Here is a 23,437-nt window from a genome sequence, read left to right as displayed (position 1 = left end):
ATCGGGGTGGGTGATCAGGCGGGGACGGTGGCGATGTCGGCGCGTAGCAGACTGCCCGCGCCCTCGATGGCCGCAGGGAGTCCGAGTCCGCGCAGGATGCTGTAGGCGCCCGCCGTCGCTGCCGACAGCACGGGCACGCCGAACTCGCGTTCGGCATCGTCGATCAGGCTCAGCGATGGCATCTGGACGCAGCACGACAGCACCAGCGCGTCGACGCCGTCGAGGTCGAGGGACCGGGCGGCGGTCATGACGCGTTCGCCGGGAATGCAGCCCACCTCGGCGTTGTCCGCGACTTCGAGGGCGCGCCAGTCCATCACCTCGAAACCCTCGGCGTCCAGGTACTCGACGACCTTCTCGGCGAGCGGCCGGAGGTAGGGGGTCACCAGGGCGATGCGCCGGGCGTCGAGGGCGCGGAGTGCCTCGACGAGTGCGCCGGCGCTCGACCGGATGATCGCGTCGGAGCCGCCGGTGGCCAGTTGCTCCGCTACGGCGCCCTCGACGCGCTGGTGCTCGCCCGGTCCGCCGACCATCAGCGCCACGAGGCAGGCGTAGAGGATCACCTCCGGGGAGGCGTCGGCGATCTCGAGAACGCAGCGTTCGCGTTGGGCGTTCATCGCGGCGAGCTGTTCCGGGGACACCGTGTGCATCCTCATCCGGGTCGAGTGGAACGAGAACTGCGAGGTCGGGTGCCGGTTCAGGAGGGCAGGCATCTCGGTCTCGACCGTGACGTTCGAACTCGGCACGACGAGGCCGATGCGGTGGACACCCATGGGTCCGGTCCTTTCGATCGCGGCCCGCGGAGGGCCGTTCACGCCAAGTTGACGTTGACGATGATTAGTCGACGCGGATGATGATTCGTCAAGGCGTCTGTCACGGGTGGCCTGACCTGCAGGGATAGGTGACTGGGGGACACTCGATGGTGATCCAGCTCATAACTAATGCTTGACAGGTGGTCGATTGCGTCGAATACTCAACGCCAACGTAAACAGACCTGAAGGGGCCTCGCAGCCCGGACAACGAAGGAGTACCTGGCCATGGCATACGTGATCGGTGTGGACGTCGGCGGGACGTTCACCGACGCCGTCCTCGACGACGGCAGCGGCTTGGTCGTCGCGGGGAAGGCGCCATCCACTCCGCCGGATTACTCGGCCGGGGTGATGGATGTCCTGACCGTTCTCGCCGAGCAGTTGGGCCGTCCACTCGACGACATGCTCGCCGACACCCACCACATCGCGCACGGCACCACGTCGTCGCTGAACGCGCTGGTCATGGGCCGAGTGCCGGACGTCGGATTCATCACCACCAAGGGGCACCGCGACTCGATCTTCATCATGAACGTCGAGGGTCGCTACCTTGGTCGTTCGCCGGAGCAACTGCAGAATGTGCTCGCGCAGAGCAAGTCTCATGGGTTGATCCACAAACGGCATGCTCTCGAGGTCACCGAGCGAATCGACCGGGACGGCCGCGTCGTGGTCGCACTCGACGAGGACGAGGTCCGGACCACGGTCCGGCAGCTGCTCGACGACGGAATCTCCGCGATCGCCGTGTCGCTGCTGTGGTCGTTCCGCAACCCCGTACACGAGCAGCGGATTCGCGAGATCGTCGCCGAGATCGATCCGAGCGTCTTCGTCTCGCTGTCGAGCGAGGTCAGCCCCCGCATCCGTGAGTTCGCCCGCAACGCGACCACGGTCATGAGCACCCAGATCGGTCCGGGCCTCCGGGACTATCTCGGCGAGCTCGAGGGCAGACTGCGGGAGCACAAGCTGGCCGGCCCCTTGCTCGTCATGCAGAGCAACGGCGGCGCAGTGGCCGCATCGGAGGCCCCGGGAAATGCCATCTCGACGGTGGGTTCGGTGCTCACCGGCGGCGTGGTCGGATCGGTGTCCCTCGGTCGGCAACTGGGGCACGACAACATCATCGCCACCGACGCGGGCGGCACGACGTTCCTCGTCGGGCTCGTCGTCGACGGGGAGCCGGTGCGATCGTCGACGACGATCATCAATCACCATCCGATCAACGTGCCCACCCTCGAGGTTCATGCGATCGGCGCCGGCGGTGGCGCGATCGCTTGGCTCGACGCCGGCGGCAACCTGCAGATCGGCCCCCACAGCGCGCAAGCCGTGCCGGGCCCGGCCTGCTACGGACAGGGCGGTACCGAACCGACGAACACCGACGCCAACCTCGTGCTCGGAATCCTGCCTGAGCGCGGCCTTCTCGGCGGCCGCAAGGCTTTGGACCTGAATCTCGCCCGCGAAGCCATCCGTACGCGCATCGCCGAACCGCTCGGCCTCTCGGTCGAGGACGCCGCCGCGGCCATCTACGCGGTGCAGAACGCCCAGACCGGCGATCTCCTGCGCAAGACCGTCGTCGAGGCCGGCCACGACCCCCGCAACTTCATCATCTACGCCTTCGGCGGCTCGGGTCCCGCTCATTGCGGGCTGTACGCGCAGGAGATCGGGGTGTCCAGGGTCGTCGTCCCGCTGGGCCAGGTGGCCTCGGCGTTCTCGGCTTACGGTCTCGCGTCGTCGAACATCGTTCTCGCCAAGGAACTGTCGGACCCGGCGGCGATGCCACTCGACCCGGCCCGGGTGGAGGAGAACTTCAAGCTGCTCGAGGAGCAGGTGCGGGGTCAGCTCGACCGGCAGGGCCTGCAGTTCGCCTCCGTCGAGATCGAGCGCGAGATCGACATGCGCTACACCATGCAGCTGGCCGAGGTCGCGACCCCGCTGCCGGACGGTTCGCTGACCTCGACCGAGATCGTCGCCGCCGCGGAAGCGTTCGAGAAGAAGTATGCCGACCTGTACGGGAAGGACAGCGGGTTCCGCGAGGCGGGCATCCAGGCCATCACCTACCGGGTCCGCGGCACGGGAGTCCTGCCGTTCTCGCCGGAACTGCCCGAACTCGCTTCCGCCGACACCTCGGACCCGGCTTCGGCACACGTGGGCGTGCGCAAGGTCTGTCTCGACGGCCGGCGCGGCTTCGTCGACACCGACATCTACGACTACGCCGGCCTGCGCGCCGGACACGTCGTCCGCGGACCGGCGGTCATCGAGGTGCCCACCACGACCGTCGTCGTCCCCCACGACACCACCGGTGAGATCGACCGCCTCGGCAACCTGAACATCACCGTCGATCCCGCATGATCGATCACCAGCAGCAACCACAGGAGTCGCTCTCATGACCGCACCCATTCCCGGCTCGGAGGTCTTCTCCAGCCGACCCGCCGACATCGACGCGCTGGCCAGATCCCTGCCGCCGTCGTTGCCGGTGCACACCGTCTCCCAGGAACAGATCGACGCGCTCGACCCGCTCACCTACGAGGTGATCCGGCACCGCTTGTGGTCGGTCACCGACGAGATGGGCGAAGCCCTCAAGCGGATGTCGGGATCACCGATCGTGACCGATGCCAACGACTTCGACTTCGCGATCAGCGACGAACTCGGCCAGGAGGTCCAGGTCGGGCTGTACAACACGATGCTCGTCGGCGCCGTCGACCTCGCCATCTACTGGACACTGCAGCATCGCTCGCTCAATCCGGGAATCGCCGAGGGCGACATGTTCCTCTGCAACGACCCGTGGGTCGGCGGTGGACTCCACCAGAGCGACGTGATCGTCTACCAGCCCGTCTTCCACGACGGGAAGCTGTTCGCCTGGACAAGCGCGATCTGTCACGAACCCGACCTCGGTGGGTCGGGACTGGGTTCGTTTGATCCGGCCGCCAAAGACGTGTTCTCCGAATCACTTCCGACGCCGCCGATCAAGGTGGTCCGCGACTACGAACTGCAGCGGGACGTCGCCGACGTCTGGGTGCGGCGCAGCCGGGTCCCGATGCTGGTCGGACTCGACCTGCGCGCCAAGATCGGGGCGAACAGCGTCGGACGTGACCGGTTGCTCGCGGTCATCGAGCAGTACGGCGCGGACACGGTCAAGGCCGTCATGAAGCGGATGATGTCCGACGCGGAGGGGCGGCTGCGGTCGAAGCTGTCCGATCTGCCGGACGGAACGTGGCACGCGACCGGCTATCAGGACCAGTCGCAGGCCGGGGACCGTGGCGTCCACAAGATCACCGTCGCCATGACCAAGACCGACAATCACCTCGAATTCGACTTCACCGGCACCGACCCGCAGACGGGCGTCATCAACTGCACGTATGCGGGCATGCGCGGCGGGGTGATGCTGGCGCTGCTCCCCATCCTCGCCGGCGACATCCCGTGGTCGGCAGGCGGTCTCATGCGGTGCTTCGACCTCGTGGCCGAAGAGGGGACGATCAACAACGCCACCTTCCCGGCGGCGGTGAGTCGCGGGCCGATCGGCCCGGCGTGGCTCACCGGCAACCTCATCGCCGAGTGTCTGGCCCAGATGCTGGATCGCCACCTCGAGTTCGGCAAGAACGTGCAGGCATCGTGCTGCGGTACGTGGGACACCGCGGTGGTCGCGGGCCTCGACGAGCGCGGCGAACAACCGGTGCCGTTCCTCAACATCATGATGGAGCCGATGGCCGGCGGGTACGGTGCGCGACCTGTCGCCGACGGCATGGACACGGGCGGCCTCTTCTGCATCCCGATGGGGCGCATCCCCGACACCGAGATGACCGAGTTCCTCTACCCGCTGCTCACGCTGTGGCGCCGGGAGGAGCCCGACTCGGGCGGCCCGGGGCGCCATCGCGGCGGGGTGTCGGCGTCGTTGGCGGTCACCCCGTACGGGACGAGTCTGCCGATGGGTCTCGTCTTCGCCTCGGCGGGCAAGGCCGTCGCGCAGAACGCCGGACTCGCCGGCGGACTGCCCGGCAACACCGGCCTGGAGATCCTGGCACGCGACTCCGGCGTACAGGAACTGTTGGCGCAGGGCCGGATTCCGGGCACGCTCGACGAGCTGGCCGGTGCGAAGGAGATCGGCGCGTGCTACGACGAGAGTTACCTCGCCCCCGGTGAGGTGCTGTACATGCACTGGCAGGGTGGCGGCGGTTACGGCGATCCGCTTCGCCGGGAACCGGAGGCCGTGGCCGCCGATGTGCGCAACGGGAAGGTGACCCCCGCGGGTGCCGAAGACGCGTACGGCGTCGTGCTCACCGCCGGCGAGGTCGACGACTCGGGCACGGAGCGGAAGCGGGCGGAATTGCTGGAGATGCGGCGTACCCGCTCCGAGATCCCCAGCGGACAAGAGGCGACCCTCGATCTGAGTTCCGCTCGACGACTCGACGACAACCTGGTCGAGGTCACCATCGGCGATTCCCGCGTGGTGGGATGCGCCCACTGCGGAAGACTGCTGGGCGACAGCAAGTCCGGGCGGCTCGACCTGGCGCGCTACGACGGTCCGTCGAGCGACGCCGGTCCGCAGGTCACCTCCGATCCGGGCGAGTACGTCGACACCGAGGTCGTCTTCCGGCAGCAGTGCTGTCCCGGGTGCTTCACGGCCATCTACTCGGGCATCGTGCCGGTCGACCATCCCGACCGCGTCGCCGAACTCGCCCAGCTCATCCCGGCGGTGGCGGGTCGATGACGGTGACCTCCATCCCCGACCGCCCCTCGGACGGCGCGGCCCCACCGGGTCGGGCCCGGTGGGGTGATCGCCTGGTCGGGTATCCCGCGGATCGCGCGGCGGCCTACCGGCGGGCGGGGGAGTGGACCGATCGCCCACTGGCCGACCGGTTGCAGGACACCGTCGACCGTTTCCCCGATCGTCCCGCCGTGGTGACCGATGTGGCATCGATGACTTACGCCGAGTTTGGAGTTCGTTCCGATCAGCTGGCCGCCGGGTTGCTCGATCTCGGGCTGCGACCCGGTGATCCCGTGCTGTTTCAGACGGGGAATCGGATCGAGACGGTGCTCGTCTGGTACGCGTGTATCAAAGCGGGCCTGGTCCCGGTGGCGACACTCGCGGCTCATCGGGCACACGAGATCGGCCACATCTCCCGTGCGGTCGGGGCGGTCGGCCACGTCGTCGAGGCGGGGCTCGGCTTCGACCTCGTCGAGTTCGCACGCCGGCAGGCGGAGGGACATCCGACGCTGCGGACGATCCTCACCATCGGGGCGCCCGACGGCGTCGGGGACGACGTGAACCCGGTCGAGGCGCTCGGCTCCGGAATCGCGCCCGCGGAGGCACGAGCGCGGATCAACGCGATCCAGGCCGACGTCGATCCGCTCGACGTGTGTGCGTTCCAGCTGTCCGGCGGCACGACCGGTGTGCCGAAGGTCATTCCGCGGCTGCACGTCGAGTACTGGGACAACGCCCTGCTGTACGCCCGGCGCCTCGGGTGGACCGAGGAGACCCGGGTGGCCCATCTGATCCCGATCATCCACAACGCGGGCATCAGCTGCGGCCTGCACGCCGCACATTCGGTGGGTGGCTGCCTCGTCCTCGCGACCGCGGACGTGTCGAAGGCGTTCCCGCTCATGGCACGTGAACAGGCGACGGACGTCCTGATCGGGCACGGGCATTATCAGGCCGTCGCCGGTCCGGACTTCGACGCACCGAGCACCTTCCTGCGCACCGTCATCCTGTCCGGGGCGAAGCCGAGTCGTGAGCTCTTCGACCGAGCCGGCGGGGAGAAGCGCTGGGTCGGACAGCTCTTCGGTATGTCCGAAGGCCTGTTCACGGTGTCCCCACGCGACTCGTCCGACGAGGCCCGCCGGACCTCCGTCGGTACCCCGATCGCGGCCGGCGACGAGATCCGCATCCTCGAACCCGGAACGGAGACCGAGCTGCCCGACGGCGAGGTCGGCGAATTGTCGTGCCGAGGCCCGTACACCATCCCTGGCTACTTCGATGCGGCCGAACACAATCGGACCGCGTTCACGTCCGAGGGCTTCTATAGGACCGGGGATCTCGCGAAGGTCGTGGTGATCGACGGGGTGCGCCACCTGTCCATCGAGGGACGGATCAAGGACCTCATCAACCGCGGCGGCGAGAAGATCAACGCCGAAGAGGTCGAGCAGTTGCTCGTCACCCATCCGCAGGTGCGCAACGCCGCGGTCGTCGCGATGCCGGATCCGCGTCTGGGAGAGCGGACCTGCGCGTACCTCGTGACCGCCGACGACCGGCAGGTGTCGATGGAGAGCGTCCAGGCCCACCTGGAATCGCTTGGCGTGGCCAAGTTCAAGTGGCCCGAGCGACTCGAGCTCGTGCCGGAACTGCCCCAGACGAACGTCGGGAAGATCGACAAGAAACGACTCCGCGCCGATGTCGTGGCCAAGCTCGACGCCGACGCCGGGTCCGCCGCCGCGCCCTCGGGCGCAGACCAGTGAGGAACAATCCATGAAACTCAGTCGAATCGCCGTGCTCGGTGGCGGTCCGGGTGGGCTGTACGCCGCGCGACTTCTCAAACGGAGTCATCCCGACGCAGAGGTGACCGTCTGCGAACAGGGCTCGCCCGACACCACTTTCGGGTTCGGCGTCGGACTCGCATCCCGTACGCAACGCAACCTGCGCGAGGCGGACCCCGCGTCTCTCGACGCCATCGTCGCGGTGTCGCATCCGCACGAGATGTCGATGCAGGTCGGTGACGACGTCGCCCGTCTGTCGCACGGGGAGCTGCTCGCGATCGCGCGTACGACACTTCTCGACGTTCTCCAGCAGCACGCCGTGGCCGCCGGTGTACGGCTCGAGTTCGGTGTGCGGCGGTCGGTCGCCGACCTCGACGCCGACCTCATCGTCGCCGCCGACGGTGTCAACAGTGCAACCCGGACGGACATGGCCGACGATTTCGGGCCGGCCATCTCCACCGGCGAGGGACTGTATCTGTGGTGCGGAGCCGACGTCGCCCTCCCGAGCGCGATCTTCACACCGGTCACCACCGCGGACGGCACCTTCGTCGCGCACGCCTACCCCTACGCGTCCGACCGGAGTACGTTCCTGATCGAGACCGACGAGACCACCTGGCGTCGTGCCGGTTTCGATCTCTCCACCGAGAACACCCCGATGACCGACAGCGACCAGACCGCGCTGGCGTATCTTCAAGACGCCTTCGCCGACACGCTGGGCGGGCACCGGCTGATCGGCAACCGCACGCGGTGGCTGCGGTTCCGCACCGTCACCTGCGCCCGGTGGCACTCCGGGAACGTCGTGCTCCTGGGGGACGCCGCACACACCGCGCACTACTCGATCGGTTCGGGAACCAAACTCGCGATGGAGGATGCGATCGAACTCGATCACGCGGTCCGGAGTGCGACGACGCTCGACGAGGCGCTGTCGGCGTACGAGTCGGCGCGTCGGCCGAACGTCGAGTATCTGCAGTCGATCGCGGCGCGTAGCGAACAGTGGTGGGAGTCGTTCCCCCGCCGCACCGAAATCCCGGTGGACCAGTTGATGATCGCGTACATGACCCGTGCCGGGAAGGTCGGACTCGACCGCTTCGCGTCCTCGGCGCCCGAAGTGGCCCGCCGCGGGCTCGCCGCGTATGCCGGCGTCGACGATGCTGCCGTCCCCGCCGGCGGATTGTCGACATGGGTGGTCGGACAACCGTTGTCACACGGGCCCTGGACGTTCCCGACCCGGCAGGCCCCCGCCGAGCTGTTGCTCGACCCGGGAACCACCCGGCTCGAGGTCGACATCGACTCCGCCTGGGGAGAGGCCGCGGTACCTCTTCTCACTGCAGCTACGGGCGCGTCCGCAGTGTGGCTGACCGGCCGAGGCGACCGGGACGCGGTGCTGACGCGCCTGGACCTCGGCGAGCGCCTGCGTCAGGAGACGGACGCGCTGGTCGTCGTGGAGGCGCCCACCGGCTCCTACGACGATCTCGTCGCCGGGTTGGTGAGTCTGCGCACCGATCTCGTCGCCGTGACCGACGGCGACGCCCCGGACGACGTCCCGGAGGTCGGGCGCGGCGCGGGGGCCGGACGCACTATTCTTCGCCTATGACCAGCTCGACGCCCCAGGAGTCGCCGACCGCCGGGCGCACCGGCCGCAGCAATTCACGGCGTGAGCTGGTCGAACGCGAGATCATGGAGCAGGCCACCAGGTTGTTCGCCGAACGCGGGCTGGCGAGCACCACTCTTCAGGACATCGCCGACGCCACCGGCCTGACGCGTCCGGCGCTCTACCACTACGTGGCCAACAAAGACGAGCTGTTCGCCCGGCTGGTCAGCGAGATCGCCGAGGAACCGGCCATCCTGCTCCACGAGATCAATCAACGAACAGACCTCGATCCCGTCGGGAAGATCCACGAGATGGCGATGTCCATCGCGCTCCACCAGACCCAGACCCTGGATCGGTTCCGGCTGCTGATCCGCTCGGAGGCCGAGCTGCCGCCCGCGCTCGCCGAGACCTACCGGCAGAGCCGCCGGCGGGTCCTCAAGGAGTTGGTGGCCGTCATGGAGGAAGGCATCGCCGGGGGCCGGTTCCGTGCCGCCGATCCACGGATCTCCGCGCTCGGCATCGTCGGCATGCTGAACTGGCTGGCCTGGTGGCATCACCCGGGTGACAGCGAGAGCGACCGTAAGGTCGCGCGCCAGCTGGCCGACATGGCGGTCAACTCGGTCGTCGACCCCGATGCGGACAACACCGTGTCGGGCGCAGAACGACTCATCGCGCAGATGCGGCAGAACCTCGATTACCTGGAGCGGGAGGTCCGGGAGCGCACGTCACCCCCTTCCGCTCCCTGAGGAGCGCCCGGAGCTTACGGAGGCGACGTCTACTTCTGCTCCCTGAGGAGGCCGGAGCTTGCGGAGGCCGTCACGAAGGGTCCTGGTGAGATGCGTCGCCAGCCCTTCGAGGCTCGTCGACCTCGACGCGCTCCTTCGTCGCTTGCTCGGCCCGGCGGCTGGCGCTCCTCGCACCTCAGGGAGCAATGGTTCTGTCCTCCTTTCGGACTAGGGAATTCTTCTCGCGCCTGCCGCCGAGTGCGGGATCAGATCCGTCCGAACTCCGCCATCGCGTCGGCGAGGGTCATGCCGTTGCGGATCGCGGCACGGACGTCGATCTCCTTCTCCGTCATGGTCTCCGCTGCCTCGAGCACGACGTCGACGATTCCAGCGGGGATGACGATGACACCGTCGTCGTCGCCGAGGATGAAGTCCCCGGGCTCGATGACGACCGGCTGTCCGGACGCACCCGGCAGGGTGACGGGTTGCTGCCACGTCTCGACGCGCCAACGGCCGCTGGTCTGCACCGAGGTCGGATAGCGGGAGAACGTCGTGAAACCGATCTCGTGGAGCCATCTCTTGTCGCGCACACCGCCGTCGACCACTGCGCCGACGGAGCCCCGCTGCATCATGCCGATCGCGACGAGTTCACCGAAGTAACAGACGCCCCGGCCGTTCCCCTGCCACACGGAGACCTCGTCCGGGCCGATCTGGCTGCACGCCTGCGCTTTCAGCGGGTCCCGTCCCGGGGCGGCGCTCGTCGCGCCCGAGATGGTGAACGCCCAGCCGGCCAGCCGTTCGCGTCCGGCCGCACACGTGAAGTCGGTGCTGAGCGCCTGATCACGGTGGCCCAGGTCGTCGAGGACGTCGGCGACGTTCGCGACGTCGACGGCGAGGAAGCGGGAGCGGATGAGTGCGCGGTCGGTGGTGGTGCGCATGGGCATCGGCGGCTGACTTTCGGTGAGGGCGGGCGAGGAGCGGGGGACGAACTGCTGTCGCATCAGGTGTCCTGGCGCGTGCGCATCCGCAGGCGGCGGAACGCGGTGAACAGGACGACGACGGCCAGGACTCCGTAGAGGACCCATGTGATCGCGCTGCCCACCAGCACACTCGGATCGCCGCCGCTCGACATCATCGCGTTGCGCAGGCTGGTCTCGGCAAGGGGGCCGAGGACGACGCCGATCATGACGGGGGCGAGTGGGAAACCATAGCGTCGCAGCAGATATCCGACGAAGGCGATGGCGATGACCAGGATGAGGTCGGTGATCGCGGCCGAGGTCGCGTAGACACCGAGCACGCAGAACACCGCGATCCCCGCGTAGAGGTAGTGCCTGGGGATCAGCAGCAGTTTCGCCCAGATGGCGGCGAACGGCATGTTGAGGATCAGCAGCATGACCAGGCCGATGAACAGGCTGGCGATGAGTGTCCAGACGAGATCGGCGTTGCGTTCGAAGAGCAGGGGGCCGGGCTGCAGGCCGTACTGTTGGAATGCGGCCAGCATGATCGCCGCGGTGGCGGAGGTGGGTAGACCCATCGCGAGCAGGGCACCCATCGCGGTGCCCGACGTCGCGTTGCCCGCCGCCTCCGGACCGGCGACACCGCGGATGGCGCCGTGACCGAACTGGGGGTCGGGTCGTTTGCGGTCGAGACGACGCTCGGTTCCGTAGGCGAGGAACGTCGGCACCTCTGCGCCGCCGACCGGGATGACGCCGAAGGGGACGCCGAAGCCGGTGCCGCGCAACCACGCCGGAAGCGCCTCGCGGAACTCGGCGCGCTTGAGGAAGGGCCGCCCGATGACGGCGTCCGCGTCCGGCGCACGCGTGCGGTGGATGCGGGAGGCGACGTAGAGGACCTCGCCCAGGGCCAGGGTGCCGACGGTGATGACGATGATGCTGATGCCGTCGAACAACTCGGGCGCGCCCATCGTGAAGCGCTGGGTGCCCGAGATGCCGTCGATCCCGATGACCGCGAGGATCAGCCCGATGAGCAGTCCGGTCAGGCCCTTGATAACGGAGTCGGAGACCACCGAGGCAATCGCGATGAAGGCGAAGACGGCGAGGGCGAAGTACTCGGCGGGACCGAATTGAATGGCGAGATCGGCGAGCTTGGGCGCGAAGAACACGACGATGGTCGTCGCGATCATGCCGCCGATGAAGGCGCCGATCGCGGCGGTGGCGAGTGCCTGGGCGGCCCGCCCGCGTTTGGCCATCCGATGACCCTCGAATGATGTTGCGATGGCGGTGGACCCGCCGGGCGTGTTCATCAGGATGCCCATGGTCGAGTCACCGAACAGGCCGCCGAAGTACACGCCGGCGAACATGATGAACGCGGCGGTGGGGTCGAGGGTGAAGGTCACCGGCAGCAGCAGTGCGACGGCCATCGCCGAACCGAGGCCCGGGAGCACACCCACCGCGGTGCCGAGCAGCGCGCCGATGAAGACCCAGAGCAGGTTCATCGGGGTGAGCGCCTGGGAGAAGCCCTCGAACAGGAGTGAGACGTTGTCCATCAGAACAGCCCTCCCAGGATGCCGGCGGGCAGGTTCAGCCCGAGACCCGCCGAGAAGAACGCCTGCACCGCACAGGAGACGACGAGCGACACCGCGATGTCGAGGACCGGACGGGTGGAACCCATGGCGTAGGCGACGATCCAGAACAGCAGCGCAGCGGACAGGATCCAACCCAGCGGGATCAGCAGCACGGTGAAGGCGATGAGTCCGGCCAGGACGAGACCCAGTGCACGCCAGTCACTCTGCGTTCGCCACTGACCGGTCGCGGGCGGCACGATGTCGGGATCGGGCTCGTCGGGGTGACGCAGGGTCTGCACGGTCAGGAGTCCGGCGATCAGGTAGGCGCAGATCGTCAGGATGATCGGGAAGAACGCGGGCCCGGGAGTCGCTGCGCTACCCGGGATGTCCATCCCGATGATGCCGGCGGTCAGGTAGACGGCAAGTGCGAGCATGAGGCCCGCGACGACCAGACCGCTTCGGCCGGTGAGCGGTCGGCGCGCGCGGTCCGATCCGTGTCCGTCGTCGAGCGTCGTGCCGGCGGGCTGTACCGCCGCATTGTCAGTCGTCATGATGGGCTGCCTTCACTGCCAGTACGGGGACCTCGGCGTCGATGAGGATGCGCTGTGCGTTCGAGCCGAGCAGGAGTTTCCCGACGCGGGACCGGCGGCGCAGTCCGACGACGATGAGATCGGCGGCCAGTTCTTCTGAGACGTCGATGAGTTCGGCGGCCGGATCGGAATCCTCGCGACGATGGCCGAGCCAGCGAATCACGGTGTCGTTGCCGGCGTTCTCGATAGGGGCGAAGTCGGGCTCGGGAATGCCACCGTCGTCGTCGACAGCAGGGGTTTCCATGTCGAAGACGATCAGTTGAGAGCTCTCGCTGCGCGCGAGGCGCCGGCCGTGTTCGAAGGCCGCTCGACCTTCGGGGGTGTGGGCGAAAGCGACAAGGATGGGCATGGGTTCTCCGTGATGTCGTGTGGGGCAGAAGTTGTGCAGTGCAGGTTCGGCGACCGCCGGTCAGTCAGTACCCGAGGTCGGCCCAGATGCCGCGGACGAACTCCGATTGCTGGTCGATGACCTGGTTGAATCCGGTGCCCGGCGTGAACGTGTCGGACCAGTTGTTGCGCTGCAGTGCATCTCGCCACTCGGGTGATTCGACGACCTCGGTGACGATCGCCTCGAGTTCGGTGCGCTGGTCATCGGTGATGCCCGGCGGTGCGACCACCCCGCGCCAGTTGGTGAGGGTGACGTCGTAACCCAGTTCGGACAGGGTCGGCAGATCGATGGCCGGGACCGGCTCGGGGGCCGAGATCGCCAGCGCGCGTAGATTTCCGGCGGTGATCTGGTCGACGAAATCCTCGTAACCACTGACCGAGGCCTTGATCGTCCCGGACATGAGTGAGGTCGCCAGTTCGCCACCACCGGAGTAGGCGATGTAGTTGACCGCGCCGGGGTCGATACCGTTCTCCCGAGCCATCTGGCTGATGATCATCTGGTCGACGCTGCCCAGCGAACCGCCACCGAACGTGAAGTTCTTGGGGTCCTTCTTCCATTCGGCCATCAGCTCTTCGATGGTCGTGATCGGAGAATCAGCCGGCACGACGACGACGTCGTAATCGTCGGCGAGCCGCGCGATGGGGGTGACGTCTCCGAGATCCACGTCGGACCCGTTGATGTTGATCGCGCCCAGCATCGTGATGCCCATGACCATGATCGTGGTGGCGTCGCCGGTCATCCCCGCGAACTGGCTGAGTCCGATCGTGCCGCCGGCACCGGGGATGTTGACGACCTGCGAGTTGTTGACGATGTTCTGGGCTCGCAGCGCCTGCTGCATCTCGCGCGCCGCACCGTCCCAACCACCACCGGCGGCCGCGGGCGCGATCAGGGTCAATTGCGATCGCGCGTCGGCGCCGCCCTCGCTCCCGGCCGCGTCGACGACGCCGACGACGACGATCGCCGCGGCGACCAGTGCGCCGAGTGCTTTGACGAGCGTGGGAACACGTTTCGGCGGACGAGACGTGCGGGACAGCTCTGTCGATTCGTCGGTGCCGGGGGATGGTGCGGTCATGCGGTCCTCGTTTTCGTTCGGGGTCGGGTCCCGAGGCCGAGAGCTACCAACATCGTCTGACTCGATTCTGCTGCGGATGTGAGGACAACCACGTCGGTGGTCACATCGGAAGTGTTGGCGTAACCGTCGTCACAGTCACGCTTGGGCGCATAAGAATCGTTTTGCGCTTTTCGCGCGCGCTCGGCGTCGTACAGTTATAGATTATAACCTATGACGGTGACGCATGACACAGGGGTTGAAAAGTGGCAGCGGCCAGGTCAGCCGGCGACGGGGTCCTCGGTGAGCGCATCGATGGCACGACGTCCGAGACTGTTGCCGATGTGCTCGCGCATCACCGCGTCGGCACGCTCGGCGTCACCGTCGGCGACGGCCTCCATGATCGCCCGGTGCTCGGCGGTGACCCGCGACCGGTCGTCGGGTGAATCGCCCCGGTGGGAGAGGCCGATGACTCGGTAACGATCTGCTTTGTCCCAGAGTCGTTCGAGGATGTCGATGAGAACGGGGTTGCCCGAAGCGCGGTACACCGTGCGATGGAATTCCCGGTGTCGGACAAGGGCATCGACATCGGACGCACTGGCAATGGGCGAGAGGCGATCGAAGGCATTGCTGATGGCGGCGATGTCGGCCGCCGTTCGCGTCCGCGCGGCGAGCGCCGCCGCGAGCGGGTCCAGGTTCTCGCGTACCTGGTAGAGGTGGCGCGCCTCATCGGCCGATACGGGGGTCACGCGCGCGTCTCGGTGGGCCTCGAGTTCGACCATGCCCTCGGCGGACAGACGGCGGATCGCCTCGCGGAGGGGAGTCGTGCTGACGCCGATCTCGGCCGCGAGTTTGGCCTGGGGGATCACCGCGCCGGCAGGCAGGACCCCGGTCAGAATTCGCCGCTGGAGCTCGGCGTATGCGTAATCGTTCTTGGTGAACATCCCGCCTGGTGCAGTCATGGCGGGCCTCCCGGCAGTGGTCATGGGACGTCGAGATCCGGCAGCGCCGGACGTCGCGATGATAGCACCGGTGGTGCAAGTTATAGGTTATAACCTATGGTGGGACCCATGAGTGGAGCTGAACGCCGCGCGCAACCCGATCTGCCGGTCGTCGATGTCGAGCGGCGGGTCGGGTCCGACGTGTACCGGCAGTGGCCCACGGTGGTCCGTCTACTCGCCGAGAACGTGACCCGCCATGCCGACGCCGAGACGCGCGATCGAGCTCTGGACGACATGACCCGCTGGCTTCGGGCCGGCACCAGCGACGCCGAGATCCCGTATGTGCCGGGCCGGTTGCTGATGCACGACACCACCAGCACGCCCGCCCTCGTCGACATCGCCGCGATGCGTGACGCGGTTGCCGCCCGAGGTGGGGATCCGACGGCGTTGAGTCCCCGCCTGCCGGTGGAGGTCTCGGTGGACCATTCGCTCGCGGTCGAGTCGTTCGCGCGCCGCGATGCCGCCGCGGCCAATCTCGCCCACGACATGCGCCGCAACGCGGAGCGGTATCGCTTCCTGGCCTGGGCGTCGACCACGATGGACACCGTGCACATCAACCCGCCGGGTACCGGGATCATGCACACGATCAACCTCGAACAGCTCGCCACCGTGGTGACGGTGGAGTCGGTGGACGGCATCGATCACGCGGTTCCGGACATGATGCTCGGCACGGACAGCCACACGCCCATGATCAACGGGCTGGGTGTATTGGGCTGGGGCATAGGAGGTCTGGAAGCCGAGACGGTGATGTTCGGCATGCCGACCACACTGCGGATCCCCGAGGTCGTGGGAGTCCGCCTCACCGGGACGCTCTCCGCGGGCGTGCTGGCCACGGATCTCGCGCTGGTCGTGACGCACCGTCTGCGCGAGATCGGGGTCACGGGTGAGTTCGTCGAGTTCTACGGGCCGGGCGTATCGGCACTGACGGTGGGCGCACGGGCGGTGATCGCCAACATGGCCCCGGAATACGGTGCCACCACCGGGTTCTTCCCCGTCGACGCACAGACCGTCCGATACCTGGCCGACACCGGACGTACCGCCGAACACTGCGAGCTCGTCGAGTCGGTGACACGACGGCTCGGGCTGTGGTTCGACCCCGATGCCGAGCCGCGTTTCACCCGCACGATCGACATCGACCTGGGTGCGGTGGTCCCGTCGGTGGCCGGTCCGCGTCGCCCGCAGGACCTGGTCCCGGTGACCGAGTTGCCGTCGACCTTCGACGCCGAGGGACCGGCGCAGTGCGACGACGGCGTCGACATGCCGGCGTTCCCCGTCGCCATCGCGTCGATCACGAGCTGTACCAACACCTCTGACCCGCGCCTCCTCATCGCGGCGGGTTTGGTCGCCCGCCGCGCACGGGAGCGAGGGATGCGGGTGCCGGAGTATGTGAAGACCTCCCTCGCGCCGGGTTCGCCCTCTGCCGCCGGCGTGCTCGAGCGGGCCGGTCTCACCGACGACCTGTCCGCGGTCGGCTTCGACATCGTCGGATTCGGTTGTGCCACCTGCATCGGCAACTCGGGAACGCTGCCGGCGGAGATCACCGCGGTGGCCGAGGCGCACACACGAAAGCCGGTGGCTGTGCTGAGCGGCAACCGCAACTTCCCCGGCCGCGTCCACCCGGACCTCGAACTGGGCCTGCTGATGTCGCCGCCGATGGTGATCGTCTTCGCGCTCGCGGGTGATGCGGCGATAGATCCCACCTCGGAACCGATCGGCGTCGACGCCGACGGACATGACGTGCTGCTCGCTGATCTGTGGCCCGCCCCGGAGGAGATCGACGCGCTCACCGATGCAGCGTGGCGTCCGCGTGATGTCGTCGACGACTTCGTCTCCGCGTCCCGCAATCCGGCGTGGGACGCACTCGATGTGCCGGATGGGCCGCTGTTTCCCTGGGACCCGTCGTCGACGGCCCTGCGGCGTCCTCCTTTCGCCGATGACGGCTACGCGCACACCAGGCTCGGGGAGTACACCGCGCAGCCCCTGCTCGTGCTCGGCGACGACATCACCACCGACCACATCTCCCCGGCCGGGGCGATCAAGCCCGACAGCCCGACCGGTCGATACCTCGTGGAGCGGGGTGCGGAACCGGGCGACCTGAACGTCTACGCGTCCCGGCGCGGCAATTGGGAAGCCATGTTGCGGGGCGGCTTTCAGAACAAGAACGTCCGCAACGCGCTCGCACCGGATGCGGCTCCCGCGCACACCGTGCATGCGCCCACCGGCGACGTCGTGTCCCTCCCGGAGGCCGCTAGCCGGTACGCTAGCGACGGCGACGCGGTGGTGATCGTGGCCGGGGAACGGTACGGCATGGGCAGTTCGCGCGACTGGGCGGCGAAGCTGGTGCGTCTGCTCGGAGCGCGGGCCGTGCTCGCGCGCAGTTTCGAGCGGATTCATCGGTCCAATCTGATCGGTGTCGGCGTCCTGCCGTTGCTCATCCCCGCTGACGTCGACGGCGGGCTGCAGGACCTCCGGCCCGGAGACCGACTGCACGTCGTCGGGACTGCCGACGCCGTCGAGCGCGGGACGGTGGCAGTCGTGGTCCGACGGGTCGACGGTTCCGAAATGCGTTTCGACGCCCAGGTGGCCGCCGAGACCGATCTGGATCGTCGGCTTCTCCGACGCGGCGGAGTCATCCCCAGCATTCTCGACGAGCAACTCGTGCGGTGACCTCGCGGGCCGGGGGGTGGCAACGCGTAGCTGCCAGCGAATTCACAGTGATCGGTCAACCCCCTCATAACCTGCGAGTTCACTCTCGATACATGAGAAAGAACAAGCACATCTCCTCGGTCCCGCTCGTCGTCCTCGACGACCCTGCTGCCATCGACCACGCGTACGACCTGTTCCGTCGCGACATCCCGCTGGCTGTCGTCAGCAGTCAGTACTCCGCAGTCCTGCCGTTCATGCTCGGCAACAACGGGCAGACCGCGGCATTCGTCGCCGACGTTGACGACCCCGACCAGCTCGCGGAGGCGATCGTGATCATCGAACGCCGTTTCGGCCGAGTCGGTTCGGTCATCCGCTACGCGGCCGACATTCCGGCGGTGGCGGTGTGAGTGTCGTGGAGGAGTGAGATCGGACCGGCGGCGGTCCTCCAGAAGGTCATGACGTTCGGCTTCTTGCGTGGCTTCGCGCAGCCTCCGATCGCGGGCACGCTCGGCTCGGGGAGGGGCCAGTTTTGCGGCGAGTCGGGTGGTGGTGCGCCCCGGAATGTCCTCTGTCGCAACGGTGTGCGGTGAGGCGATGCCTGGCCGTCGCGATCCTGAATCAGCGCCCGCCTCGTCGGCGACCGACGACGAAGTCGGATAAGTACTCCGGAGTATGAATCGGGGGTCAAGGCACGGCGGTGCGGGCCAAACGCTGGAATCGGTTGGCCCGTACGGGTGAATTCTCGCAGGTCGGGTGCCGACACCCTCAAATCGTTGCGATAGTGCATTTGCCGCCGTCGTCGAGGCAGCTGGCATTTCGTATTTCTGACCAAGACAAGGGGTACACCGCATGAGAATGAAGCATCGACTGGGAGTATCGGCCGCGGCTGCGGCAATGGTGTGTGGCGCCGGACTGCTCACCGCACCCACCGCCGACGCGGCGATGGTGACGATCTATCCCAACTATAGTGACGCCAATTGTCTGGGGCGGGGGTCTGTGAGCAGCCTGCAAGTCGCGGCCACACCAGGAAACTCCACGAACTGGCGTCCCGGACGTTGGACAGCCGTTACCGCGCCCGCCGGTGCAAGTGTTCAGCTCACCGCCAACTTGTTCTGCAAGACTTGGTACGGCGCAGGGGCGTACCGCACCGCGATCAAGCGAGTCACCGTCGTCGCGAACAAGAGCTACTACTTCTGAGCCACCCCACGCCTTCACTCCAGCCCCGCGCTCCTAAGTGCCTCCTCCAGAAAGTTGTCCGGCGTGGGGCGGGAGGCGGACGTCTCGATGTCAGGGGGCGACCGAGCGCCGACCTCGATGAATGACGCTGACAAAGAACAGTTTTCACGGTTGGGTGACATAGGGTCTGTCTGTCGATCCGATGAAACCGTCGGGCGTCGCGATGAGGCAAGTCCGGCAGCCGAGAGTGACGGCGGCTCGGCCTACTGTCAGCGTCCGCTCAGGGAACGGGGGCGAGTAGGCGCTGCCGGGTGCGGTCGACGATGTGAAGGAAGGTCGCGCTGTCGTCGTAGGCACGGGCCAAGATCAGCCCGCCTTGGATCGCCGCGACCGCGTCCAGGGCACGGTCTGAAGCCTCTTGGTTGGTGAGCCCGCCGCGCCGTAGCGCTTCCGCGAGAGCGTCGACCCAGTCGCTGAAGTAGCTGCGGACCGCGTCAGCGAATGTCTCCTTCTCCTGGCCCAACGTCATTGCCGCGAACAGGCACACGCTCTCGCGGGACATAAAGTAGTCGGCCACCTCTTGTGACACAGCCTCGACCGCTTGAGTTGCGCTCTCGGTCGTGCGAAGTGGCACGAAGACCCGTTCCTCGAACCACTCGCTCACCTCGTCGAGAACGGCACGCGCCATGTCCGTTTTCCCGTCAGGGAAAAAGTGGTAGAGGCTGCCGCGGCCGAGTCCGGTCTCTTGCTGGATGACCGACAGCGAGCCGGCTTCGAAGCCTCGCTTGCGGAAGACGCCGGCCAGCGCGCGGACCGCGTCGGATCGGTCGAGGACGGTTCGGGCCATTACAGTCCGAGGTCGCTCAAGCCGGGGTGGTCGGCCAGCCGGGGACCGGAGGCGTCCCAGAAGAACTTGCGGTCGGACTCCGTGATCGCGACGTCGTTGATGCTCGCGTGGCGGTGGGTCATCAGGCCGTCCTTGTCGAAGTGCCATTTTTCGTTCCCGTATGCGCGGAACCAGTGGCCGGTGAGATCACGATACTCGTAGGCGAAGCGCACCGCGATGACGTCGCCGGTGAATGCCCACAGCTCTTTGATGAGTCGGTAGTCGAGCTCGCGGTCCCACTTGTCTGTGAGGAATTCGACGATCGCGGCACGGCCCTGGACGAAAGTCGATCGGTTCCGCCACCAGCTGTCCTCGCTATACGCGAGGGAGACGCGCTCGGGGTCACGCGTGTTCCACGCGTCTTCTGCGGCGCGGACCTTCTGGGTAGCGGTGGCCTCGGTGAACGGCGGCAGCGGAGGACGAGACATGACAAGCTCCTTTCAAGAGCACGGGTGTACCTATCGGTTCAGCGTGTACTGAATAGTATGCGATGTACCAAACGGTACAGACTGTCCCGCCGCCGGTCAACCCGACCCAGGCCCCTACGCTGCTCCCGGGGCGAGGGCTTCGGTGGGAGTGGCTGGGGCCGAACCTGTCCGGTCTCTCGCTAGGCATTCTGAACGTCCCCGACCTTCCATTGGTCCTAGCACATTGGGCACCATCGAATCAGAGTATTCGTTCTCGCACAGCGTATTTCGACAGGAGTCAGCAGGCCGGCCGTCGGGGCCACGCCTGTGCCGAACCCGCGATCTCGATTCAGTTGGCAGCGAACTACGCAATCCGGGTGCCGCAAACGCGGGTTAGTGACTCACCAATTAGCTGTCACAACTCCCAACTACGGTGTCATCGGACAGTGAGCCATCAACGCAGGACCAACGCAGCAAGCGGATATGCAGTGTTACCCGCAGCAATAGCCTGCATATCTCCCAGATGTGTCAGCCTGGCCACTCCTCCTGATCGTCGTAGCCAGTGGTTGTGAATCGCTGCTGGACAGGGTATTAGACACTCAGTGCCAGAGTCGTCCTGCGGAGATCAGTCGGAAGCCGGCCCCGAAACCGCTTTGCCAGAGGTGGTCCCGCCGCTGCTGGCAGAAAGGCCGTGGCCAGGATGGGCGCGCCCGGTCTGTCAGAGGCGTGGGACGTCGTCGTCGGGCGAATAGGGGTGTATGCGTTTCTGCACTGCTTCCATGACCAACGCGGCGACCATCACAGCGACCGGCATGACAAGACCACCCAGGCTCACCATACGCGTCTGACCTTCCTTCTGATGTCCTGCTCAATGTGTTTCGAAAGTGCTCTAGCGCAGTGTGTTTCGGGATCTACTAGGGCCGATGCGACACCGATCTACGACCGGTCATCGGACGTTACGTGTGCGGCGTGACAGTGTCGCGGCGGGTACGCCGCTGCCGTCACCCGTTGTCGGGTTGCCCAGCCCGCCAGGAGATCGAGGTGTCACTGCAACGTGGTGAGGAATACAAGGATGGCGGCCAGGGTGATGAGGTAGGCCAGGGCCCACCGTAGGTCGTGATGTGGGGTGGGCGGGGTGTAACGGTGAAATGTGAGGCTGCGGGATGTCATGACTGCAAGTTCGATCAAGTTGGCGTTGTGGGACAGCAAGAGTCGTCGTAGGGCCAATGCCCGTCCCGCGCGTGAACAGAACGCACCCTGAGGTCGGGGGTCATGTCGCTGTGCGTTGGGAGGCGTGGCCCGGCCGTAGAGGTGTGTGACGCGGTCAGCGCCGTCGAGCGGAAGCCAGCTGCTGTCGAGGCATGCTGTGGCGGCCGCGGGCACCCATGCTGGCGGTCAATGCCGGGCCGGGCGTGCGTCGCTGCTGTTCTACGGGTGTCCGGTGTGGCTGGTACCGGTGTTCGGATTGATCCGGGTGGTGACGTCGCCGGCCCATGATGTGGGTCCACCAGTGCTGCAGCGGGCTGGGGTCGGGCCAGACGATCGGGTGAAGTTCAGGGGCGGGGGCCGACATCGGTTGGGTCCTTCCTGGGTCATGTCGCCGGAACGTGCCGGGGGTGAACGTCGTGTTCCTAGATAGCACTCGTCTGGGTGAATCGCCACCCTGTGCCGAAAGCGGGCTACTGCTCTGCTCTTGGGTCGAGTGCTGTTGTGCCGGTGGAGAACTGAGTGCGTTGATCATCGAAAAGATGCTTGGCACTCACTGGCGTTGAGTGCTAATCTGATGGCGCGCAGTGATGGTTGATGTGGTGCCGTCAGCGTGGCGGCACCCGTGGATCAAGGAGGTGTTTGCGATGCTGGGTATCGATCCGTTCTCCATGGTTGATGACTGGGCTCGAGGGCTTCTCACCGGCGAGTCCGGCGCTGGCCGACGTACACCGCGATTCATGCCGATCGATGTGTACAAGGTCGACGACCACTATTCGTTGATTGCCGACCTGCCTGGGGCTGATCCTGGTTCGATCGATCTCAACGTCGACAACGGGGTGTTGACCTTGTCGGCGCATCGCAGCGCACTCTCGGATGAGGGTGTGCAGTGGTTGGCCAACGCGCGTTTCGCCGGCACCTATCGTCGGCAGATCACTCTGGGTGAGGGTGTCGATCCGGCGAAGATCTCTGCTGCCTATGACAACGGTGTGCTCACGGTGACGATCCCGGTGGCCGAGAGAGCCAAGCCTCGCAAGGTGGCCATCGAGCATTCCGGCGACGGACGTCAGGAGATCACCGCCGGTTCCGAGGCGGCCTCGGGCTGACTGACCGGGGAGGTGGTCGTCACCGTCACCCCAGTACCGGGAGGTCTGAGATGATGATGGGCTGCGTCACGGCTGCGTCGCCAGCCGGATGTGTCGACGTGATCGACGCCGAAGACACCTGGCTGGCCGCTGAAATCGATGCTGTCTTCGCGCAGGTCGGCGATCCGCAACAGGTGCTACCTACCCTCACGTGCGGGGTCGCCACCGTTCGGCGCCGGGTACCTGGTTCAAGCCGGATCGCCGCTCGCATCGCGCACCTGCGGCCGCGACACCGAGTGGTGAGGCGAGGTGGGCGGCAGCGTGGCCCGCCCACCTCGATCTGAGAGCTTCTGAAAGACGCCTGCGTCCGGGAGCCGGAGGGGTTGGCGGTCTCGGGCTCTGGGCGATCGCTGTCACGCATCGAGCGTGACGTGGCATGACCCGAGTGAGGTGGGCGGCCCAGGTTCATTCGGGTGTCTCATGACGAGCCCGACACTTTTGAACAGCCCGACAGTCGATGCTGCTCGCTAGTTGTCTTGGTTAGTGGCACAGTCGCATACGTTGTCACAGACTGAGTGCAGTCTGATCGTCCGCGTCGCGCCGAAGCTGTGATCGATCGGCTCCTCGAATGCCATGCCAGCAAGGTGTTCGAGACCATGGTCAGTGTCGGGAACATAGTGATGCATCGGACGCGAAAAGCAGCAACGAGTGACTGTGCAGTGGTAGCGGAGCGTGTCGGTTGCTCTCGACTGTCGGTGTCCGTCGTCTCGCCTTGAGAGCAGAGGATGAAGGCTGTCTGTTAAGACCAACTTCACAACGTCTCGGGCGACGCGCGACACAGCTGTGGGAATGCAACGACACCGGTGCCAGCGAAGACACCTCGCGTGGTCGGCGCCGCTGGC

General features: G+C 66.8%; 19 protein-coding genes. 9 read left to right on the top strand and 10 right to left on the bottom strand.

The features are described from left to right. Positions 1-14: 14 nt before the first annotated feature. Positions 15-770 carry a maleate cis-trans isomerase gene (locus M4D77_RS08345; RefSeq protein ID WP_259935996.1) on the bottom strand — a complete coding sequence of 252 codons (756 nt, stop codon included), beginning with the start codon at positions 768-770 and terminating at the stop codon, positions 15-17. Between the two features lie 264 nt (positions 771-1,034). Between M4D77_RS08345 and M4D77_RS08340 the strand changes: the two genes are divergently transcribed. The 5 genes from M4D77_RS08340 to M4D77_RS08320 are packed head-to-tail and all read left to right on the top strand — an operon-like array spanning position 1,035 to position 9,599. After that, entirely contained in the window at positions 1,035-3,143 is a 2,109-nt protein-coding gene (locus tag M4D77_RS08340) for a hydantoinase/oxoprolinase family protein (protein WP_259935995.1), read from the top strand. Positions 3,144-3,177: 34 nt separating this feature from the next. Continuing rightward, positions 3,178-5,499: a hydantoinase B/oxoprolinase family protein gene (locus tag M4D77_RS08335; protein WP_259935994.1), complete on the top strand. Its 2,322-nt coding sequence runs from the start codon at positions 3,178-3,180 to the stop codon at positions 5,497-5,499. Continuing rightward, positions 5,496-7,244, top strand: coding sequence for a (2,3-dihydroxybenzoyl)adenylate synthase (locus M4D77_RS08330; RefSeq protein ID WP_259935993.1), 1,749 nt, complete (start codon positions 5,496-5,498; stop codon positions 7,242-7,244). The genes M4D77_RS08335 and M4D77_RS08330 overlap by 4 nt, the downstream gene beginning before the upstream one ends. 10 nt (positions 7,245-7,254) lie before the next feature. Then, on the top strand, positions 7,255-8,856 hold the full coding sequence (locus M4D77_RS08325; protein WP_259935992.1) for an FAD-dependent monooxygenase: 1,602 nt from the start codon (positions 7,255-7,257) through the stop codon (positions 8,854-8,856). Next, positions 8,853-9,599, top strand: a complete 747-nt coding sequence (locus tag M4D77_RS08320; RefSeq protein ID WP_058253744.1) for a TetR/AcrR family transcriptional regulator — start codon at positions 8,853-8,855, stop codon at positions 9,597-9,599. The genes M4D77_RS08325 and M4D77_RS08320 overlap by 4 nt, the downstream gene beginning before the upstream one ends. 245 nt (positions 9,600-9,844) lie before the next feature. Here M4D77_RS08320 and M4D77_RS08315 read toward each other — a convergent pair whose 3' ends face one another. The 6 genes from M4D77_RS08315 to M4D77_RS08290 all read right to left on the bottom strand — a co-directional run bounded on the left by M4D77_RS08315 (position 9,845) and on the right by M4D77_RS08290 (position 15,090). Further along, positions 9,845-10,579 (bottom strand): RraA family protein, encoded by a 735-nt coding sequence (locus M4D77_RS08315; protein ID WP_259935991.1) that lies wholly within the window; start codon positions 10,577-10,579, stop codon positions 9,845-9,847. Then, positions 10,579-12,084 carry a tripartite tricarboxylate transporter permease gene (locus tag M4D77_RS08310; RefSeq protein ID WP_259935990.1) on the bottom strand — a complete coding sequence of 502 codons (1,506 nt, stop codon included), beginning with the start codon at positions 12,082-12,084 and terminating at the stop codon, positions 10,579-10,581. Before M4D77_RS08310 ends, M4D77_RS08315 begins: the two co-directional genes overlap by 1 nt. Next, positions 12,084-12,653, bottom strand: coding sequence for a tripartite tricarboxylate transporter TctB family protein (locus M4D77_RS08305; protein ID WP_078113904.1), 570 nt, complete (start codon positions 12,651-12,653; stop codon positions 12,084-12,086). The genes M4D77_RS08310 and M4D77_RS08305 overlap by 1 nt, the downstream gene beginning before the upstream one ends. Then, positions 12,643-13,041 (bottom strand): universal stress protein, encoded by a 399-nt coding sequence (locus M4D77_RS08300; RefSeq protein ID WP_259935989.1) that lies wholly within the window; start codon positions 13,039-13,041, stop codon positions 12,643-12,645. The genes M4D77_RS08305 and M4D77_RS08300 overlap by 11 nt, the downstream gene beginning before the upstream one ends. A gap of 64 nt (positions 13,042-13,105) precedes the next feature. Next, positions 13,106-14,152 (bottom strand): tripartite tricarboxylate transporter substrate binding protein, encoded by a 1,047-nt coding sequence (locus M4D77_RS08295; protein WP_078113905.1) that lies wholly within the window; start codon positions 14,150-14,152, stop codon positions 13,106-13,108. A 257-nt stretch (positions 14,153-14,409) separates the two neighbouring features. Continuing rightward, positions 14,410-15,090 carry a GntR family transcriptional regulator gene (locus M4D77_RS08290; RefSeq protein ID WP_259935988.1) on the bottom strand — a complete coding sequence of 227 codons (681 nt, stop codon included), beginning with the start codon at positions 15,088-15,090 and terminating at the stop codon, positions 14,410-14,412. Between the two features lie 108 nt (positions 15,091-15,198). On the opposite strand from M4D77_RS08290, the gene acnA reads away from it, so the two are divergent. The 3 genes from acnA to M4D77_RS08275 all read left to right on the top strand — a co-directional run bounded on the left by acnA (position 15,199) and on the right by M4D77_RS08275 (position 18,972). Continuing rightward, a complete protein-coding gene (gene acnA, locus M4D77_RS08285; RefSeq protein WP_259935987.1) occupies positions 15,199-17,796 on the top strand; it encodes an aconitate hydratase AcnA in 2,598 nt (865 codons plus the stop codon). 92 nt (positions 17,797-17,888) lie between these two features. Continuing rightward, on the top strand, positions 17,889-18,182 hold the full coding sequence (locus M4D77_RS08280) for a hypothetical protein (protein WP_159371740.1): 294 nt from the start codon (positions 17,889-17,891) through the stop codon (positions 18,180-18,182). A gap of 448 nt (positions 18,183-18,630) precedes the next feature. Continuing rightward, positions 18,631-18,972: a hypothetical protein gene (locus M4D77_RS08275; RefSeq protein WP_247450687.1), complete on the top strand. Its 342-nt coding sequence runs from the start codon at positions 18,631-18,633 to the stop codon at positions 18,970-18,972. Between the two features lie 259 nt (positions 18,973-19,231). Here the strand turns inward: M4D77_RS08275 and M4D77_RS08270 are convergent, their stop codons facing one another. From M4D77_RS08270 to M4D77_RS08260, 3 genes are all read right to left on the bottom strand, one after another. Next, positions 19,232-19,798 (bottom strand): TetR/AcrR family transcriptional regulator, encoded by a 567-nt coding sequence (locus M4D77_RS08270; RefSeq protein ID WP_259935986.1) that lies wholly within the window; start codon positions 19,796-19,798, stop codon positions 19,232-19,234. Further along, positions 19,798-20,265 (bottom strand): nuclear transport factor 2 family protein, encoded by a 468-nt coding sequence (locus tag M4D77_RS08265; protein ID WP_259935985.1) that lies wholly within the window; start codon positions 20,263-20,265, stop codon positions 19,798-19,800. The genes M4D77_RS08270 and M4D77_RS08265 overlap by 1 nt, the downstream gene beginning before the upstream one ends. Positions 20,266-21,288: 1,023 nt before the next feature. Continuing rightward, complete coding sequence (locus tag M4D77_RS08260) at positions 21,289-21,414, bottom strand: hypothetical protein (protein WP_259935984.1); 126 nt, start codon at positions 21,412-21,414, stop codon at positions 21,289-21,291. Positions 21,415-22,097: 683 nt separating this feature from the next. On the opposite strand from M4D77_RS08260, the gene M4D77_RS08255 reads away from it, so the two are divergent. Continuing rightward, positions 22,098-22,556, top strand: coding sequence for an Hsp20/alpha crystallin family protein (locus tag M4D77_RS08255; RefSeq protein ID WP_259935983.1), 459 nt, complete (start codon positions 22,098-22,100; stop codon positions 22,554-22,556). The last annotated feature ends 881 nt before the right edge of the window (positions 22,557-23,437 follow it).

This window comes from Gordonia sp. p3-SID1431, assembly GCF_025143765.1.
GTDB lineage: Bacteria > Actinomycetota > Actinomycetes > Mycobacteriales > Mycobacteriaceae > Gordonia > Gordonia hongkongensis.
This window is presented reverse-complemented; position numbering and strand designations above follow the sequence as displayed.